Consider the following 17339-nt stretch of genomic DNA (forward strand, 5'->3'; position numbering starts at 1 on the left):
TGGAAGAATCTTTACCCTGGGCTTACGCGGCCCCGGGAGCTTTTACGGTAGGCGGCGGGGCTCTGGCCGGTCTGCTGCCGAAAGATTCGGGTGAAGTGGCTCTGGTCCGAAAATCCCGTCAGGTAGGCTATTTCTGCCAGGGAGTAAGCAGGGTTTTTCAGCAGCTGCAAGGCCTTGTCGATGCGCAGCTTGCGGCTGTATTCTCCAAAGGAGAGGTTGTCGAAGTAGCGGGCAAACTCCCGCGACAAATAGGTGGCGTTAACCTGGAGGGCGTCGGCCACGTCGGTGAGGCGCAGGGTGAGGTTAGTATCTACGTGGTCCTGGATCAGCTCCCGCAGCTGTCCGGCCCAGGCTGGCGGCGCGCTGCCCCGGTCTTTACTGCGCCGCAGGTAAGCTGTGTAGGCCTGAACCAGCAGCTGCTCTTCGCCGTGCTGGGTGTGGGGCTGCCCTTGCAGGTGCCGGGCCCAGCTGTACAGGGCATCGTAGATCAGCAAGCCCTGCTGAAGCAGTTGCTGGTCGTCCCGGATGTTGTAGGCCAACCCCGCCGAAATAGCCCAGAGCCCGGCCGCCTCTCGGGCCAGGGCGTGGTTGTCGGTATCGGCACCGCGCACAATGGGGGCCAGCAGGTGCAGGGCCGGATCGGTAAGCTGGTATTTGCGCAGGAAATAATCGAAGGTGCACTCGGCCCCGTAGTGCGTAAACTCTACACCCGGTACGTCGAAAGGCGTAGCTCCAATGCGGGCCGCGGTGGGTACCACCGCATTGGCGGGGACGTACAGAATTTCAGCGGCGGGGTCGATGAAGCGCAGAATAAGCCAGGGGCAGGCTAATCGGTCAATCTTAGGATGCTCGCGGGTTATCCACTGCATAAGTCAGAAAAAGGCGTGGCAGATGCTACCAGAAGAAGCATAAGGTAGCATTTCCCGGGCCTGTTCAGAGTCCGAGCAGCAGTTGATTGTCCGGCAGTTCTGCACGGCCGAGGAGCGCTACATCAACCTGCTACCCCAGCATCCACACCTGCTGCACCGCGTGGCGCTGGGCCACGTTGCCTCTTACTCAGGCATTACGCAGGTCACGGTGAACCGCGTACGGGCCAAGCTTCGTCAGGCCAATCAGTCTTGTTGTGCCCTGACTTTCAGCCTCAGCACGGAGCCAGCCAGCGTGCGTGCCGCATCCAGGTAGAAGGCAACTTTGAACTGGGAAATAAGAATACAACGGAGGGAGGCATGGCCAAAACAGAAGATAGAACGGCAAAAGTCAGTACCCAAGCCTACGTTTCTATTTACCAATGTTATAAACGACTAGTACCTAAGCTGCGCCAAGTAGCTCCTCCTACTCAAACGCCCGGCTAGCCAACAACTCAATAGAGGCAGCGCCCTGAGAATGCGGCAAGCCTGAAAACGAAGAAAGCCGCCCGGTTAAGGCGGCTTTCTCACGTTTGTGCGCTCCCTCCTGGGCTCGAACCAGGGACCCTCTGATTAACAGTCAGATGCTCTAACCGGCTGAGCTAAGGAAGCGGTTATGGCGGTAGTTGGCTACCGTTGCGGGTGCAATATTAGGTCAGAAAACCACTTTGTGCAAGAATATGCTCTAATTATTTTTTTGCGCGGAGCCTAATTTGTGATTGTCAGGGTATTGCCGGAAAGGGCAGTGCCATATTGCCGCAAGGGGCGCCGGGCGGGACCAGCCTGTACTTGGCCTTTCAGGTCAAACTGGGAGTTGCAGCATTTATCCACCAGGAAGAGGCGAGAAGCATCTATTTCAACCTGGGCGCAGGCGTCGTAGGGCTGGAAGGGGCAATTTCGCTCGAAAGCCAGGTACACGCTGGCACTTTGCCGTATAATCAGCAGGCCGCGTACGCCGCCGGGATGGTAAATCATGCCCCCGTCAAAGCGCAGGGCGGTGTATTCCTGCTGGGTGAGCAGCAGGCTTTCGTTGACAATGGCCAACGGAATCTGCGGTTCAGCGTCCGTGCCTGAATCGGAGCAGCCGGCTAGCAGCCCCACCAGTAGCGTAGCGCGCCATGCCTTACGAATAGTCATAAAATCCTTTGCCCGTTTTGCGGCCGTGGTGGCCGGCATCAACCTTTTGCTGCTGTATACGGCTAGGGCGAAATTTGGCGTCGTAATGAAATGCTTCGAACATGGCCGAAGTCACCGAAAAGTTCGTGTCGACCCCAATCAGGTCCATCAGGCGGAACGGGCCCATCCGAAAGCCTGAAGCTTCCAGCAGTTCATCTACTACTTCAAAGGAGGTGACCTGCTCCTCCGCAATTTTCAGGCTCTCTACGTAGAAATGCCGCGCCACCCGGTTCACAATAAAGCCAGGCGCATCGGCGGCGTACACAGCTGTCTTGCCGAGTTGCACGGCCAACTGATACACCAACTCTGCCACGGCCGGGCTGGTAGCGGCCCCTTTGATAACCTCCACCAGCGGCATCAGCGGAGCCGGGTTGAAAAAGTGCATACCGACCACGCGCTCCGGGTGCGGCACGGGCGCAGCCAGCCGCGTAATGGGCAACGACGACGTGTTGGAGGCCAGAATGGTGTTTGGGGAGTTAAGCATGGCCAGCTCCCCAAATAACTGGTGCTTTACCGCTAGCTTTTCCACCACGGCCTCAATAATGAGGTCGGCCTGAACGGTGGTAAGGTCGGTAGTGGGGCGCAAGCGGGCCAACGCCTCGTCGCGGGCTTCCGGGGCCAGTTTGCCTTTTTCCACCAACTTACCCAAGCCAGTTGCAATAGCCTGCTGCGCTTTGGTGAGAACTTCCTCGTTCAGGTCGAACAGCACCGTGGGGAAGCCGTGCTGCACGCACAGCTGCGCAATGCCCAGGCCCATGGTACCGGCCCCTACCACGGCAATTGTGCGGATGGCAGATGAAACAGCTAAGGCAGGTTGGGCAGAGGCATCCATAAGAAATGTTGGTTTGCGCGAAGAGAACAGTGTTGACCGATGAGCCAGCTACTTAACTGGCCTCGAACTGCCGCAAAAAGCGCATGTCGTTTTCCGTGAACAGGCGCAGGTCCTTGATCTGGTACTTGAGCATGGCAATGCGCTCTATACCCATGCCCCAGGCGTAGCCAGAGTACTTCTCCGGGTCGATGCCCGACTGCTCCAGTACAGCAGGGTCCACCATGCCGCAGCCACCGATTTCTACCCAGCCGGTGCCTTTGCAGATGTTGCAGCCTTTGCCCTTGCAAATCAGGCAAGTGATATCAATTTCGGCTGAGGGCTCGGTAAAGGGGAAGAACGAAGGGCGGAAGCGCACCTGCATATCATCCCCAAACAACTCCTGCACGAAGTAGTACACGGTCTGCTTCAGATCGGCGAAGCTCACGTTTTCGTCCACGAACAAGGCTTCCACCTGATGAAACATCATGTGGGCGCGGGCCGAAATAGCCTCGTTGCGGTACACCCGGCCGGGCATGATGCTGCGGATGGGCGGCTTTTGGGACTGCATCACCCGCACCTGCACGGGGCTGGTGTGCGTGCGCAGCACCCACTCCGGCTGACCGGGCGTGCGGTGTACAAAAAAGGTGTCCTGCATATCCCGGGCCGGATGGTTTTCCGGGAAGTTCAGCGCCGTGAAGTTGTGCCAGTCGTCCTCGATTTCCGGGCCTTCTTCCACGTTGAAGCCGATGCGGGCCAGAATGCGCACAATTTCTTCGCGCACCAGGCTCAGCGGATGGCGCGTGCCCAGGGCGTTGGGAACGGTAGGTAAGGTATAATCGAAGGTAGGGTCGGCGGGGGCGTTGGCGGAGGCCGCTGCTAATTCCTGCTGGCGCTGCTCAAATTTTTGCTGGGCGTATTGCTTGAGCTGGTTGAGCTGCTGACCCACGGCCCGGCGCTGGTCGGGAGCTACCGTTTTCAGCTCGTCAAACAAGTCAGCCAGCTGCCCTTTGCGGCCGGTGAAGGCCACGCGAAATTGCTCCAGCTGCTCGGCGGTGGTGATATCAAAGGCGTCCAGCGCTGCCTGTAATCGGGTGATATTCTCCTGCATAGTAGCGCAAAGGTACATGCTCCCTGCGAAGTCTTCATGCTGCGCTGCAGTACATTGGCAAGAGAGAAAATAGTTGTTTTAAGAAAAGAACTAGCGCGCTGGCGGAACCCCCTGAAACACCGTATTGTTGCAGCCGGAACATTCTTTCCAGGCCGGGGCACACCGCCCGCCGGAAATTTTCGTAGTAGCTCCAACCGAACAAGTTTATTCAGTCTACTTTTTCTTCCCCTTCGTCATGCACCGTTCATTTTCTTCATATATCGTAGTGGCTGCCTTGCTGGCGGGCACTCCGGCGCTGGCGCAGCAGAAAGCTGCTCCCGCGAAGCCGAAGCCCGTAGCTACGGCTGCTCCTGCCGACACTACCCGTAAAGCCGCCACCGGTGCCGATTGGAATGCTGCAGGTGGGGGAGGCTCTACCCAGTCCATGAACCAGACGGAAGGCATCCAGATTGCCCCCGGGTTCACGGCAGCGCCTTCCATGCGCGTTTCTACCGACTACCAAGGTCGCCCACTCGGAAAGTATGTGCGTCGGCGCGTTAGTGCCCCCGACCCAGTGGCAGCCCCTGCTCCTGCTTACGTAGAGGCCACTCCGGCGCCAGAGCCCACTCCGGTAGCGGAACCAGCACCCGCCGCCGTAACAGCTAGCACTTCTTCAACCAAGAAAGCTACTACCACGGCTACTGCCAAGAAGACGACAACGCCAGCTAAGAAAGCACCGGCCAAGAAGAAAGCCGATGATGGCTGGGGCTCGGGTGGCAGCGGCTGGTAAGCCAAGCCGCGCTAAGCAGCTTCATCCAGAATCATGCAAGGAAGCTTATTCATTGCCTGCTCCTACAAAAAACGCCGACCAGGAGGTCGGCGTTTTTTGTGCGGCATATTTTCTGTTGTGGAGAATTTGCCTGCATTCCATATATACGTATGGCCTGTGTCCATGACTGGACTGGTACAGGCGAAGAAACAGCATCGTTTGAATTAGCATGGGTAAAAAGAAGAGGGCTGCTTATCCAGTAGGCAGCCCTCATTTATGTTATTCCCTTAGCTCAATTCGGCTGAAGAGGCGCATTGTCTGCCTCTACGGCAGGACTTGGCTATTCGTATACTTTTACTACAAACACAAAGTCCTGCAGCTTGCGCACCTGCTGGGCGCGAGAACTACCCGTAAGTTGGTTGTTGCGGGAAATGGTCCCCAGTCCGCCGGGAGTAGCTGAAAGAGAGTCAACCAAACGCATTAGGTAGGATGATTTGGTAGCAAAGGCGGCACTCTGCACGTCCATTTGCCGTCCGCTGATTACGCCAATCAGGTTGCCCCGATCATCCAAGAGGGGGCCGCCGCTGTTGCCGGGGTTTACGGGGATGCTGATTTGGTAAAAGGCCGTATCTCCTTCAAAACCCGAACGGGCGCTGAGCGAGCCTTCACCAAAAACGACATCCTCGCGCGGGTAGCCCAAGGTATATACCCGCTCCCCCAGGTCGGCGGAACCCCGCTTAAAGGAATAGGGCAGGCGGCCAAAGCCTTTGAAGTCTTTATCGTTGATGCGCAGAATGGCCAAGTCGTGCGCTACGTCGCTGAATACAGGCTCGGCGCGGAAGCGCTGCCGGTCCCGGCTTTCAATCAGCAAGGAGTCAGCTCCTTGAATTACGTGGTAACTGGTCACCAGGTAGCCGTCGGCCGTGAGGGCAAAGCCCGTTCCGCCAAACTTGCCCGGGTTGAGCTCCTCCGGCGACTTCACCCCATCAATCTGGTTGAGCGTGCGGTTGATAGCCCGCTGGTTGCGCTTGATACGGTCCATCTCCCGCCGCAGTACCGTGTAGCCGTAGGAAGAGGGCTTCTGCACAGCCCGCCACCACTCTATGCCTAGCAGGGTAGCAAACACGGCCAGCACAGCCACCGAGGCCGCTACGGCAATAGTGGCCCGGTGCGAGCCCCAGAATTCGCGCAGCCGGCGCTCTACCGGGGAGATGTAGAGCGTAGGCATGGTGGGCACGCCCGTATCCTGGGTAGTCCCTTGCTGGGTTTCAGCATCTAGCTCTGCCTGGAGCGCAGTCAGTTTGCCGCGCAACGTCCGGCGCTGGCCATACGCCTGCAACGACTTGGAAAGAGAATCAAAGTCAGCATAACGACGCGCCATCACGGGGTCGGCGGCGAGGCGGGCTGCTAGCTCGGCCCGACTGGGCTCGGGCAACTCGCCCCGTTGGTAGGCTTCAAATAGCTCGTAATAGTCGGCTTCCGTTTTCATAGCTGGTAAGGCGGCTGGGTGAGGTCCGCCATCGGAGGGCTGTTGCGGTATTAGTACTGCTCTTCTTCCTGGTAGTGGTTGAAAAACAGTTTTTTAAGTCGCACCAAGCACTTGTACTTTTGGTTTTTTGCGTTATCGGCGTTGGTGTAGCCAAAGTCGGCAGTGAGTTGCTGCATCGATTTATCGAGCAGGTAATAACCTTCCAAAAGTGAACGGCAAGGCTCCCCCAGCTGACTCAGGGCCTGCTCCATAAGGGCAAACTGCTGGTCGCGCTGTTCGGCCAGTACCAAATCGGCTTCGGCACCGGTTTCGAGGTAGGGTTCGTGGTCGTCGAGCCGACCGCCGTAGCGGCCTTTCTCAGCTAGGCGCTTCAGCCAGAGGCGGCGGCACACTGCGTAGAGGTACGTTTTAATCTGGCAGCTAAGTTCCAAAGAACCATCACGTACCTTCTCATAAAACACGATTACGCCCTCCTGGTAGATATCCTTGGCCTCGTCCTCAGTACCGCTGTTTTGCTGTACTAAGTGAAGGACCATCGGAAGGTGCAGGCGGTAGAGTTGTGCCAGCGCCCGGTCGTCGCCGAGGCGGATGGCCGCCACGAACTCTTCATCGGTATAGGAAGGTTGACCCTTGCCCATTCGCTTTGCTTGTTAATACGTTAGGCCCACCGGGGTAACCCAGTGAAAAAAGTTTTTTCTTCTAGGGTTACCTTTTCACTGTTCAGGTATGAAGGGCGTTTTTCAGACTTTTTACTTTTTCAAACCTACACCAAAATGAAGAATCTCCTGAAAGTTTCTGCTGTTGCCGTTCTGTTCGCTGCTGGCCTCGCTTCTTGCGAGCAGAAGTCGACCGAAACCACCGAGACGACCAACGTAGAAGCTCCTGCTACGGCTGACACGACCGTTGTTACGGAGTCGACCACTACCGCTCCTGCTGACACCACGGCTGCTGCTCCTGCTGCTACCACCGAAGCTACCACCACGACTACGACGACTGCTCCTGCTCAGTAGTTAAGTCAACCCTGACGAGCTGTTTCGGCAGCTCTAGGGTACTAGCAGCCCGGTTTCCACTCGCTGGAAGCCGGGCTGTTTGGTTTTCGGCAGTGTACGCGCTAGCCCGACAGCAGTTGGCAGAACTACAGCTTTTCTTCCAGCCATAGAAAGCCAGTACACAGCACAAAGACCCCAAAAAGATAAGCCAGCGGCCAAGGCTGCCGATGGATGGCCTTGGCCGCTGGCAGAATAGGTGGCCGTTGAATACCTGCGGCCCGCTGCTGCCAGGCAGCCTGCTGCGGGCCGCGCCAAGCGTGCGAGGGGTACACATAAAACGAGTGCGGAGGCTGCCCGGGAAGCTGTAGCGTATGCCAGCCGCTTTGCCTGGGCCAGAACTGCGCCATATACCACTCAGTCAAGCCAACGTTTTGTTGCAGGGACAGCGGAGTAGACGTTCCGCCCGGGCCCAGCACTGTAGGCAGCCCTATGGGAGCCGTAGCACTAAAGCGCAAATCAACGGAATAATGAGGCTGGGGGAAGGGAGTAAGTACCTGCCAGCGCGTAGGGACCGACAAGGGCCGGGCAGCTGCCGTGAGCAGCCGCGCCCAGTAGGCGTCGTAGCCCACAGCGGCATTTTGCAGAAGCCAGGGAAAGGTTTCGGCTACAGTCGTAACTACCAGTTGGCCCGCACCCCACCGCCGGCTGGCGGCCACCGGTAGCTGCGCGGCCGTCAGCAAAGAAGTAGCATTTGTCGTCGGGCGTAGGCTCGCCAGCAGCGACGCCTGCAGCGGCCGGGGCATGTCTGGCCAGCGCAGGAGCTGCTTTGCGGTACGGTTGGCCGGGAGGGCGGTGAGGCCAAAGTCACCTTGCTTAGCAAGAGAGGCGGGCAACGGCTTTTCATCGGCCAACACCACGAGGCCTAGCCCTTGCCCAGGTATGGCTTGCAGCAGGGCCCTCAACTCCGCCGCGGGCAAGCTGCGCAGGGTGCCGGCATCCAGCACCACTACATCGTAGCGCCGTAGCACGGCAGAGGTGAGGGCCGTAAGCGGGTGAGGCGGCTGATTTAAAAATTCGGTTTGCACCAGCTGCTGGCTCACGCCGCTGCGGATGGCTACCGTATGCTGGCGCGCGGCTAATTGATTCTTTAAAAAACGAAACTCGAAAAAAGGCGCGGCACTAAGCAGCAGCACGTGTAAAGGCCGGGTGGCCCGCACTTCTACGGGAACTGGCTCGGTGGCCAGCACTTGCCCGCCAGCCCGGGCCCGTAATTCGTACACCGCTAGCCCGGTGACTTTGGGCACGTAGCGCAACTGGAAAGGGCCACTCCCAGTGGGGAGCTTGAACGAGTCCTGCGGTGCCCCGGCGGCGTGCAGCACCACCCAGGTTTCTTGCCGGGGGCCGGAGTTGGAGAAGCGGCCCGTCAGCTGCAGGGCCTGCCCCAACTCTACGCGCCGGGGCCACTGCGCGAACACAAAACCCGTGGCCCGCCCGGAGGCGTGCAGGTGCAGCCGCGCTGCTGTAGCCGGGTGCAAATCAGTTAAGTCGGCAACCGGACCTACTATATGCAGGGCGGCAGGCGCCGGATGCTGCTCGGCCCAGGCCTGCAGGCTGTGCACGATTGAGGTATCGGCAGAAAAGGGCCGGGCTGGGGAGAAGAGGGCGGGCCGTTTGGTGCTGCCCAGCCGGCGCTGCAGGGCCCGCACCGAATCGGGCTGATAGCCGGGCATGAGCAGAATAGCCGCCGCTGGCTGCTCAGGCACTTCGTACGTGGGAGGGCACACCATGGCCCAAAGTGCCGCTACCGCCAGCCAGCCAGCCACCACCCGCGCCGCGCGCCACCGGCGGTTGGGCCGGCGCCAGGCCAGCACCGACAAGCCAAGCACGAGCAGCCCGCAAACCAGCAAAAAGAACAAAGTAAAACCAGTGGGGAGTAGTAGCATACGGTAACTCAGCGAAGCTCTTGCAGGTAGCGTTGGGCTAGCCGGGAGGTGCCAGTTGGGCGGGCGGGTGCCGCGGGAGGCGCCGGCAGTAGCCGGGTGAAGGCCCGCTCAACAACGGATAAGTCGGAAGCCGGCAAGGCTTTTCCCGCTTTCAGCCCCGCCGTCAGCCGCCGCAGGCTGCGCAAGGCGGAGAGGTAGGCGCCGGGCTGATTCTGAGCCGCCTGGGTCAGGACCTGCCCCCCAAGCTCCAGAACGGCGGCATCGGTGCGGGCCGGTGCCCGGCCCTGCCGTAGCTCGGCTACGGCACGCAAGGCCGCACGGAGAGCCGGCTGCCGGGCAGGGGCCGGCTGGGTACTTTGGCGCGTAACCGGGGCCGCGCCGGCCAGGTCGCCGCTGAGGCGAAGCGTGGCCTCGGGCAAAGGTGGTGGCTCAAACCCCGATTTTCGCACGTAGGCACGGGTTTGTTGCTGCACTTGCTTGAGCAGCCGCAGGGCTTTGTACTCGAAAGGCAACGCTTCTTTCGCCCGGCCGGTGCGCAGCCGCAGCTCGGCTTCCCACATCTGGCTGAGTACAATGCTGAGCTTGGCTTTCACGGCGGGCTCCAGAAAATCGGCCGTTTCGGCGTCGTCATGGCTGTGCACATAGGCCTCCATCAGAGCCGCGGTTTCGGGGGTGTTAGCCGCGCTGGTGGCTGCCCCGGAAGGCGGCGCGTGCGCATGGTCGTGGTCTTCGGCGCCGGGCTCCTCATCGTGGTGCTCGGCGCCGGCTGCCTCGGTGGGCACTTCGCCAATGGCCTCCGAAAACTCCTCACCCATGAACTTGCCGTAGCGCAGGCGCAGGATTTTCTGGTCGTGCCCAATGTCATTGCCCCGGGAAACAAACTGCTCGGCGCTTAAAGCTGCCTTTTCCGCCAGCAGCTTTTCGGTGTCAATAATAATCTGGCGCTGACTGCGAAAGTAGGCTGGCACCGTGGTGACGCCCAGGGACACGTCGAGGTTCGAGTCGTCGACGGTCGTGTCTTCCCACTGCACCAGGTAACTATCGGAGCGGGTCATCTGCTGGTGGTTGTCCCACACCCGAATCTGAAAATACACTTCGTCGCCGTAGGTGAGGCCGAGCTTGGGTAGGTTCAGCACGTGCGCGAGCGTGGCCTGCGTGGGCTGACCAGCCAGTTGGGTAGTCAGATCCTGCGTCACCTGCCGGAACTTGACGCCTTCGCCCTGCCCCTGGGCCACCGTGGCAACTAAGCTGGCTTTGGTGAGGCCGTAATCGTCGTGCACGGCCACGCGCACCGGGATGCGGGGTGGGGTGCCAAACTCCACCAGCGTATAAGGTCGGGGCGTGCGCAGTTGCAAGGAGGGGGCGTGGTCGGGTATGGCCTCAATGGCGTAGTCGTTGGAGGTCTGCCCCGCATACCGCACCCGGTACAATACCGACTTGGTCACCAGTAATTCTGCCTGGTAGGTCACCGGCTGCCCCTCCACGGCCCGAAAAGCCAGCTGCTGACGCCCAACTTCCAGAACGGGCGCTGAGCTACGTGGGCCGGCTACCGCAACCGTCCAGCGTACCCGGGAGCCCGCCGGGCAACGAAATGAGGGCTCGGCTGCCGTAAAAACCGCCCGGTGTGTGTAGGCCGGGGGTTGAATGAAAACCCGCGTTTCAGCAATGATGCTGGCAGCCGGAGGGCCAGGGTTGGTGGAGACTGGAAACTCCAGGGGGCTGGTACGTGACATGGCAGGAGCTACCGCCCGCCCTTCACTCCAGAAGTCTACCCCCACTGCTGCTACCAGTAAAGCCAGCATAAGCAGCAATGGCCCGCGCCACGCAATAGGCAGCAAGGGGCCTCGTTGCGCCAGCAGCTCCAGCAGCGCAGCGCAGGTGCGCCCCAGCTGGAGTTTTTCCAGCAGCTGCAGGTCTTCGGCCGGTCGTAGCAGCAGGCCGCTACTGTCCTCCAGCGCCGGGTACTGGCGGTCGAGCTGGCCGGCAAAGAACGAAAGGGGCCGGTGAGCAAGGCGCCAGCAGTATCCAGCCATCAGCAGCCCTGCTACTCCCAGCGTGGCCCACATGGCCCAAGCCGGGGCAGCCTGTTGTAGTGCTACCAGTAGCGCGCTGGCTCCCGCTGCTACGGGCAGAAAGGAAGCGAACAGCTGCCGTCCCACCTGCCGCCGCCAGGCCCGCTGAAGCAAGGCATAGGGTACCTCGGCTGTTGCCAATGAGCGGCTAGTAGTAGTCATAGGGCATTGCTCGATTGGGAAGTTGCCGCCTGCCGGCTGGACAGCCAGCGTTCCAGGCCCAGCAGAAATGCTGCGGCTACTGCCAGCCAGGGGCGCAAGTCCAGGTAGTGCGCGCTGGCGGGTAGCTCACGTACGGTGGTTGGCGTGCTGTCTACTACGCTGATTTGGCTGCTGGGCAATAAGCGCCGGTCGTAGCGCAAGGGTACAGAGGATGGTTGCTGGAGCAGGGGGAGGAGAAGCTCCGGTAGTTCAGGGGTGTTGCCCAGGGTGCTCCAGCTTGCGTGCAGACGCGTGTAGCAGCGGTAGTGCTGTTGGTGGCCCTGTTGCTCCACTGTCAGCAACGGACGGGCTGCACCATCAGCCCAAAGTACTTGCTGGGTGGAAGCAGCCGAGACGCGGCTCACCCGCGTGAAGGAAATTTCCGGGGCATCGGGGAAAGGCTGAAAGCGGCCGGTAACCGCGCGGCCGGCATCGGTCGGAAACTGCCAGGTCTGCACTGCTTGAGCCCGGGGAAGTGGGGCGGTGCTGAGCCAGAAAAGCCAGTCCAGCTCCATAGCCGCCGGTGGGTCTTGGCCCGACACGGTAAGCTGCAGCGGGGCTGTTAGCCCTATGGCGGCGGCCCGAAGGGCCGCCCGCAAAAAACGCGCATCTTCCCCAAAGGCAGCATCTGCCCGAAGCCAGGCGCGGATGGGGCGTTGGCGAATGAGAACCGTATCGGTGGCCGAAAGCAGGTATGCGCCTCCTTGGTAGGGCTGACGCCGCCAGGCTCCCAGCCCCGGCACGCGGAGCGTACCAGAGGCTGGGAAAGCCAGGCGTAGCGGCCGGAACGTCACCTGCTCGTCGGTACTACGTCCCAGCACCAGGTAGAGGCTGTCGGGCCGGGGCTGGTAGGCCGACTGGAGCCAGGTACTGGAGTCGGCAACCGGCACCAGCTGCCACTGCACTTGGGGCGGTAGCAGCGGCCGCCGCCCCTGAAACTGCCCACGGGTGGCGGAGGTAAACACGCGGAGTGGTCGGTTGGGAAAAGAATCCACGGCTTGCTGCACGCGCATCCAGGTGTTTTCGGGCTGGCGGGGCAGCTCCGCTACCACCGTGAGGCCGGAGTCGAGCCGGGCCCAGGCCGCCGGAGCAACGAGGGGAAATCCAGCCCGCAGCATTCGGGTTTCGTAGCCGCGCTTGCGTAGAGAATCAAGCGAAGCCCGTACGGCCGGCAGGGTCTCGGAGGCCAGGAGTTCCGGGCTGATCAGCAGCTGACCACGCACGGGTGGGGGCGGCTGTTGCCAGCGCAGGCCCGCCACGGCCAGGGCGAGCAGCGTCAGCAGCAGCGCCCGCAGCAGAAACAAGGGTAGCTGCTCCGGCTTCAGGCTTCGCAGTCGTTGGTTGGCCCCGGTTTCCAGCCAGCGGAGGCTGCCCACCCGCACCGTGCGGCCAGGACGCCGGTTCCAGAGGTAGATAGCCAGCGGAACCAGCAGGCCCAGCAACGCTATGAATCCGGATGGCGACGAGAAGCTAAGCATGCGGGAAAAATCGAGCGGCTAACGGATGACCAGGTGAAAACAAAACAGAAAGAGCAACGGGGGACTTTATAGCGCCGCTTGTCGTCGCTGCAGAAACACGCGCAGGGCTTGGTCGAGAGGCTCCGCGGTGTCCAACAGATGATAGTCGAAGCCCTGGCGGCGGGCGGCAGTAGCCGTTTCCCGCAGCCACTGCTGCTGCCGGCTAAGCCAGCCGGCGCGCTGCTGGTCGGCGTTCAGCTGCACGGCGCGGCCCGTTTCCAGGTCTTCGAAGGTAAGGGCGCCGCGGTAGGTGAAGCGTAGCTCGTTTCCGGCCAGTACGTGCAACAGCAGCACTTCCGCGCCCGTGGCCCGCAACCGGGCGAGCAGGCCCCGAATCTCCGACTCTTCCTCGTACAGGTCGCTCACGCACACCAGCAGCCGCTTTTGGGCGCGGGCTGTGAGGGACTGCAGGTCGGCTGGGGCGGGGAAGCGGCCGGCGGCAGTAGTTTGCTCCAGGGCGTGAAACAGGCGCGGCAGCTGGCGGGTATCGGCGCGGGGCGGCACGTGCTGGTGGCCGCTGGCGTGCAGTACCGTCAGGCCCACGGCATCGCCCTGCTGGCGGGCCAGGTAGGCCAGGGCAGCCAGGAGCAAGCGGGCATAGTCGAGCTTGGCAAGGCCGTTGTCGTCCTGGTGGTTCATGCTGGCGGTGGCGTCCAGCAGCAGGTGTACCGTGAGGCTGGCCTCTACCTCCGACTCGCGCAGGTAATACCGATCAGAACGCGCCGCCAGCCGCCAATCGAGGCGGCGCAGGTCGTCGCCGGGCTGATAGGGGCGGTACTGGCTGAACTCCAGCCCGGCGCCCCGCTGCCGGCTGTGGTGCTGACCGTGCAGAAAGCCCTCCACGGCCTGGCGGGCGGCCAGGGGCAGGTTGCGCAGCGCATGCAGGACTTCAGGGGAAAGCATTCTTGGGTGTTCGTTTTTAGGTGTCAGTTGCTGGCTGCTCGTTGCTCGTTGTTCTTGAAGCTGTCCTGACAACTAACAACTAAAAACGAACAACTAGCCCCTACACGGGTACGGCCTTCAGCAGAGCGGCTACGGCGTCGTCGGGGGTGAGGCTGTCGGCTTCGGCGTTGAAGTTGAGTAGCACGCGGTGGCGCAGCACGGCTGGGGCCAGGGCGTGCAAATCGTCCAGCGTAGCGGCAAAGCGGCCTTGCAGCAGCGCCCGGGCCTTGGCGCACAAAATGAGGGCCTGCCCCGCCCGCGGTCCGGCCCCCCAGCGGCCGTAGTCCTGAATAAATTTGACGGAAGATGTGGCCGGCCGCGTCGCCCGCACCAGCCGGTTCACGAAGGCCAGCAGCTCGGGGCTAATGCTTACCTGTCGCACCAGCTGCTGCAGCTGCCGGATGTCTTCGCCGCCCAGTACCGGGCGTACCTCGGCGCGGCCCGTGCCGGTGGTGCCACTGAGCACGGCCAGCTCCTCCTGCTCGGTGGGGTAGCCGATGCGGATGTACAGCAGGAACCGGTCGAGCTGGGCCTCGGGCAGCGGATACGTGCCGCTTTGCTCGATGGGGTTTTGGGTAGCCAGCAGGAAAAACGGCTTCGGCAGCGCGTGTTCCTGCCCCGCGTAGGTAACGTGGCCTTCCTGCATGGCCTCCAGCAGCGCCGCCTGGGTTTTGGGCGGGGTGCGGTTGATTTCATCGGCCAGCACTAAGCTGGCGAAGATAGGCCCGGGCTGAAAAGTGAAGGTGCGGCGGCCGGTGCCGTGGTCTTCCTCCAGGACTTCAGTGCCCAGAATATCCGTGGGCATCAGGTCGGGGGTGAACTGAATGCGGCGGAAGGGCAGGTCGGTGGCCTGGGCTAGGGTGCGCACCAGCAGGGTTTTGGCCAGGCCCGGCACACCTTCCAGCAGGGCGTGGCCCCCGGCCAGCAACGCCACCAGCACTTCATCCAGCACGGCCTCCTGGCCTACAATGACTTTGGCTATTTCCTGCCGGAGAGGGGGCAGCTTTTGCAGCAGGCGGTGTACGTCTTGTTCGGTCACTGGCGGTGTTGGAAAGTCAGCAGGAAGGGAAGGGTAAAGGTTACGCAAAGTCAACGGAAAGCAGCAAAAGGCTGCTTGCTGGGGAATATTTTCGCATTTTTTTGCCTCGGCTAAAGTCTGATATGGTCTTCGAATAGTTTGCTGCCCGGTGGCCAATCTATCTACTTCGGGCCATGAAACACAACCGCACCCACCGTCTTCCGCTATTTCCCCGCGCTACTTTTCTGTGGCTGATGGGCGCTATGCTAGCTAGCCAACTTGCCCAAGCGCAGTCTGAGCCCGCCCCGGCGGCCACTCCCCAGCCCGGTTTACGCAATGCCGTGCGCATCGATTTAGGCGGAATTTTAACCCGCAATGTGGCCTACAACGCCCTCAACTACGACAACCGCTTTCTGCTGCCGATACTGGTGGGCTACGAGCGGCAGGTGGGCCAACGCACCAGCGGCAGCATAGAAGCCTTGGTGAACGGCGGTTCCCCCAACGAGCGGTTGACGGGCCTGGCCCTGCAAGGCCGCTACTATGCTTTTCAGGGTAAGCAAACGGGCCTGGCCGGTCTATACGTGGCGCCCACCATGAGCTATCGGGCCGTGCGGCAAACGTTCGGCTATGAGGTCGACTATAAGTCTAAGCTGGGCGGAGTAGGTGCTCTGCTGGGCGCTCAGTGCCCAATTGGGGCATCCGGCCGGCTGCTGCTGGATATAGCCGGGGGCGTTATGACTTGGAAGCGGCTGGATGCCCGGCCGACTGCGGGGCAGGAGTACCACAGTACCGAAACATTCTACGAGCGGAATGAGACAGTCTTCGACGGCCGCTTAAGCCTTGGCTACCGGTTTTGAGGCGGTAAAGGAGTAAGATAAGCTCGCCTTCTGCCTTATGTCGGCAACTCAGACAAAGTAAAGTAGCATACCTATCGTTCCACGCTGGAAATAGAATAATACGTCCATGCTATGTCGAGCTGAGCATTACTACTTCCTGCTGTGCAAGAAAGTGTTTGCGTTGGGGCTGACGCTCAGTGCCACTAGTATCGGCGTTCAGGCGCAAGTTGCGCCCGATGCGGCTGGCTTGGCTTCCTCAACATCGACTAGGGTGAAGCGCAATATTGTTCGTGTAGACTGGGGTACAGTTCTAGGCTATAACATCTCCTATAATTTCTGGAAAAACCACGGACTGGTGTTACCATTACTGGTTTCGTATGAACGCTCTTTGAGCGGACAGTGGAGCGCGGGAGGGGAGGTGCTGATTAACGGTGGCGACCCTACCCAGCGGCGACGTGGTGTGGGGGTGGCAGCGCGGTATTATGCCCTGCCAGCAAGCCGGTATGTCCTACCATTAGCGGGGAAATATGTGTCGCCGTTTGTGCAGTACCGTGCCCTGCGCGTTACGGAGGGGTATTGGGGCAGTACACCTGCCATAACTTATGCCAGGCGCGTGGCCGCTGGTCTGCTACTGGGCTGGCAACAACCCGTTGGCAAACAGGACGACTCTCGCTTTATTTTGGACTTGGCAGCTGGCGCATGTTATCAGGTGCGGACGGGAACTGATCGAACGCATGATCTTTATGCGTATTATTCTTCTGGTGATGGCAATAAAAGAGGAAGTCTTCGAACCGGCTTCAGGCCCGATTTACGGTTAGGCGTTGGCTGCCGACTCTAAGCCTGCTGCTTCAAGCCGTTAACGCATACAGCAGAATATTTACGCCGAACTTGGTGTTGTCCTCGGCCAGGAAGCGTTTGTTGCGGAAGTCGTAGTCCCACTCGCAGCCGTAGTCCTTATTGGAGTAGAGCACGCCCAGGCGCCCATTGAACTCGATGCCTTTCAGGTAGTCGTGCACCAGGTCGTCGCCCCAGCCGTTGAGCTCGAAGGCCGTGGGCGGCGGCCCTTCCGGAAACTTAAAAAACTGCGAGTAGAGGGCGTGGGTCTTGGGCAGTTTCCGCAGGGCCCCGGCCCCGAAGCACTGGCGCATCTGCTCCTCAAAGGAGCGCGCAAACAGCCCGTCGATGTCGTGGTTGCAGTCGTCCACGAACACGAAGCCCCCGGCCTTCACGTACTGCTCGAAGTTCTTTTTTTCCTGGGCCGAAAACTGCACGAGCCGGTGGCCGGAAAGGTAGCAGAAGGGGTAGTTGAACAGCTCGGGCGAGTCCAGGGCCACCACTTTCTCCTTCTGGTTCACGGGTACTTTCGTGTACTGAATCAGAGAGTGCAGCAGGTTAGTGGGCATCCGCTCGTCCACGCCGTCCCAGTCGCCGGAGCGGTATTTTAGGCGGACGAAGGTGAACGGGGTAGCGGGCATCAGCAGGAAAACGTGGGGCAAAGACGGCAAAGCCCGGCCAGGGTGGCACGGCGAGCCGCAAAATCAGCCAAAAAAACGAACCAGCTTATACGGCGGGCCATGGTCAGGG

The 17339-nt window shown here is 60.8% G+C and carries 16 protein-coding genes and 1 tRNA gene; 4 read left to right on the top strand and 13 right to left on the bottom strand.

Going from position 1 to position 17339, the window contains the following annotated elements:
- Positions 1-11 precede the first annotated feature (11 nt).
- Positions 12-869 (bottom strand): chromate resistance protein ChrB domain-containing protein, encoded by an 858-nt coding sequence (locus tag HER32_RS11125; protein ID WP_168681922.1) that lies wholly within the window; start codon positions 867-869, stop codon positions 12-14.
- 82 nt (positions 870-951) lie between these two features.
- On the opposite strand from HER32_RS11125, the gene HER32_RS11130 reads away from it, so the two are divergent.
- Positions 952-1182: a hypothetical protein gene (locus HER32_RS11130; RefSeq protein WP_168681923.1), complete on the top strand. Its 231-nt coding sequence runs from the start codon at positions 952-954 to the stop codon at positions 1180-1182.
- A gap of 261 nt (positions 1183-1443) precedes the next feature.
- Here HER32_RS11130 and HER32_RS11135 read toward each other — a convergent pair.
- The 4 genes from HER32_RS11135 to pheS form a co-directional block, all read right to left on the bottom strand.
- Positions 1444-1517 (bottom strand) — tRNA-Asn (locus HER32_RS11135).
- A 96-nt stretch (positions 1518-1613) separates the two neighbouring features.
- Positions 1614-2042 carry a hypothetical protein gene (locus HER32_RS11140; protein ID WP_232066231.1) on the bottom strand — a complete coding sequence of 143 codons (429 nt, stop codon included), beginning with the start codon at positions 2040-2042 and terminating at the stop codon, positions 1614-1616.
- Positions 2029-2913: a 3-hydroxyacyl-CoA dehydrogenase family protein gene (locus HER32_RS11145; protein ID WP_168681924.1), complete on the bottom strand. Its 885-nt coding sequence runs from the start codon at positions 2911-2913 to the stop codon at positions 2029-2031. The genes HER32_RS11140 and HER32_RS11145 overlap by 14 nt, the downstream gene beginning before the upstream one ends.
- A 52-nt stretch (positions 2914-2965) precedes the next feature.
- Positions 2966-4000, bottom strand: coding sequence for a phenylalanine--tRNA ligase subunit alpha (gene pheS, locus HER32_RS11150; protein ID WP_149071041.1), 1035 nt, complete (start codon positions 3998-4000; stop codon positions 2966-2968).
- 235 nt (positions 4001-4235) lie between these two features.
- On the opposite strand from pheS, the gene HER32_RS11155 reads away from it, so the two are divergent.
- Positions 4236-4769: a hypothetical protein gene (locus HER32_RS11155; RefSeq protein WP_168679487.1), complete on the top strand. Its 534-nt coding sequence runs from the start codon at positions 4236-4238 to the stop codon at positions 4767-4769.
- Positions 4770-5088: 319 nt separating this feature from the next.
- Here HER32_RS11155 and HER32_RS11160 read toward each other — a convergent pair whose 3' ends face one another.
- Both HER32_RS11160 and HER32_RS11165 read right to left on the bottom strand, forming a co-directional pair.
- Positions 5089-6237, bottom strand: a complete 1149-nt coding sequence (locus HER32_RS11160) for a S1C family serine protease (RefSeq protein WP_168681925.1) — start codon at positions 6235-6237, stop codon at positions 5089-5091.
- Between the two features lie 50 nt (positions 6238-6287).
- Positions 6288-6875, bottom strand: coding sequence for an RNA polymerase sigma factor (locus HER32_RS11165; protein WP_168681926.1), 588 nt, complete (start codon positions 6873-6875; stop codon positions 6288-6290).
- Between the two features lie 135 nt (positions 6876-7010).
- Between HER32_RS11165 and HER32_RS11170 the strand changes: the two genes are divergently transcribed.
- On the top strand, positions 7011-7247 hold the full coding sequence (locus HER32_RS11170) for a hypothetical protein (protein WP_168681927.1): 237 nt from the start codon (positions 7011-7013) through the stop codon (positions 7245-7247).
- Positions 7248-7372: 125 nt separating this feature from the next.
- Here the strand turns inward: HER32_RS11170 and HER32_RS11175 are convergent, their stop codons facing one another.
- The 5 genes from HER32_RS11175 to HER32_RS11195 form a co-directional block, all read right to left on the bottom strand.
- Complete coding sequence (locus tag HER32_RS11175) at positions 7373-9169, bottom strand: hypothetical protein (protein WP_168681928.1); 1797 nt, start codon at positions 9167-9169, stop codon at positions 7373-7375.
- 8 nt (positions 9170-9177) lie between these two features.
- Entirely contained in the window at positions 9178-11403 is a 2226-nt protein-coding gene (locus HER32_RS11180) for a DUF4175 domain-containing protein (protein WP_168681929.1), read from the bottom strand.
- Positions 11400-12920, bottom strand: coding sequence for a BatA domain-containing protein (locus HER32_RS11185; protein WP_168681930.1), 1521 nt, complete (start codon positions 12918-12920; stop codon positions 11400-11402). The genes HER32_RS11180 and HER32_RS11185 overlap by 4 nt, the downstream gene beginning before the upstream one ends.
- Before the next feature lie 66 nt (positions 12921-12986).
- The gene (locus HER32_RS11190) at positions 12987-13862 is read right to left on the bottom strand and encodes a DUF58 domain-containing protein (RefSeq protein WP_168681931.1); all 876 of its coding nucleotides are present in this window, start codon (positions 13860-13862) and stop codon (positions 12987-12989) included.
- 100 nt (positions 13863-13962) lie between these two features.
- Positions 13963-14940, bottom strand: coding sequence for an AAA family ATPase (locus HER32_RS11195; protein WP_149071050.1), 978 nt, complete (start codon positions 14938-14940; stop codon positions 13963-13965).
- A gap of 173 nt (positions 14941-15113) precedes the next feature.
- Here HER32_RS11195 and HER32_RS11200 point away from each other — a divergent pair, with 173 nt between their 5' ends.
- A complete protein-coding gene (locus tag HER32_RS11200; protein ID WP_149071051.1) occupies positions 15114-15776 on the top strand; it encodes a hypothetical protein in 663 nt (220 codons plus the stop codon).
- Positions 15777-16603: 827 nt separating this feature from the next.
- Here HER32_RS11200 and HER32_RS11205 read toward each other — a convergent pair.
- A complete protein-coding gene (locus HER32_RS11205) occupies positions 16604-17230 on the bottom strand; it encodes a DUF4159 domain-containing protein (RefSeq protein ID WP_149071052.1) in 627 nt (208 codons plus the stop codon).
- Between the last annotated feature and the right edge of the window lie 109 nt (positions 17231-17339).

The sequence above is a fragment of the Hymenobacter sp. BT18 genome, assembly GCF_012273015.1.
Taxonomy (GTDB): Bacteria; Bacteroidota; Bacteroidia; order Cytophagales; family Hymenobacteraceae; genus Hymenobacter; species Hymenobacter lutimineralis.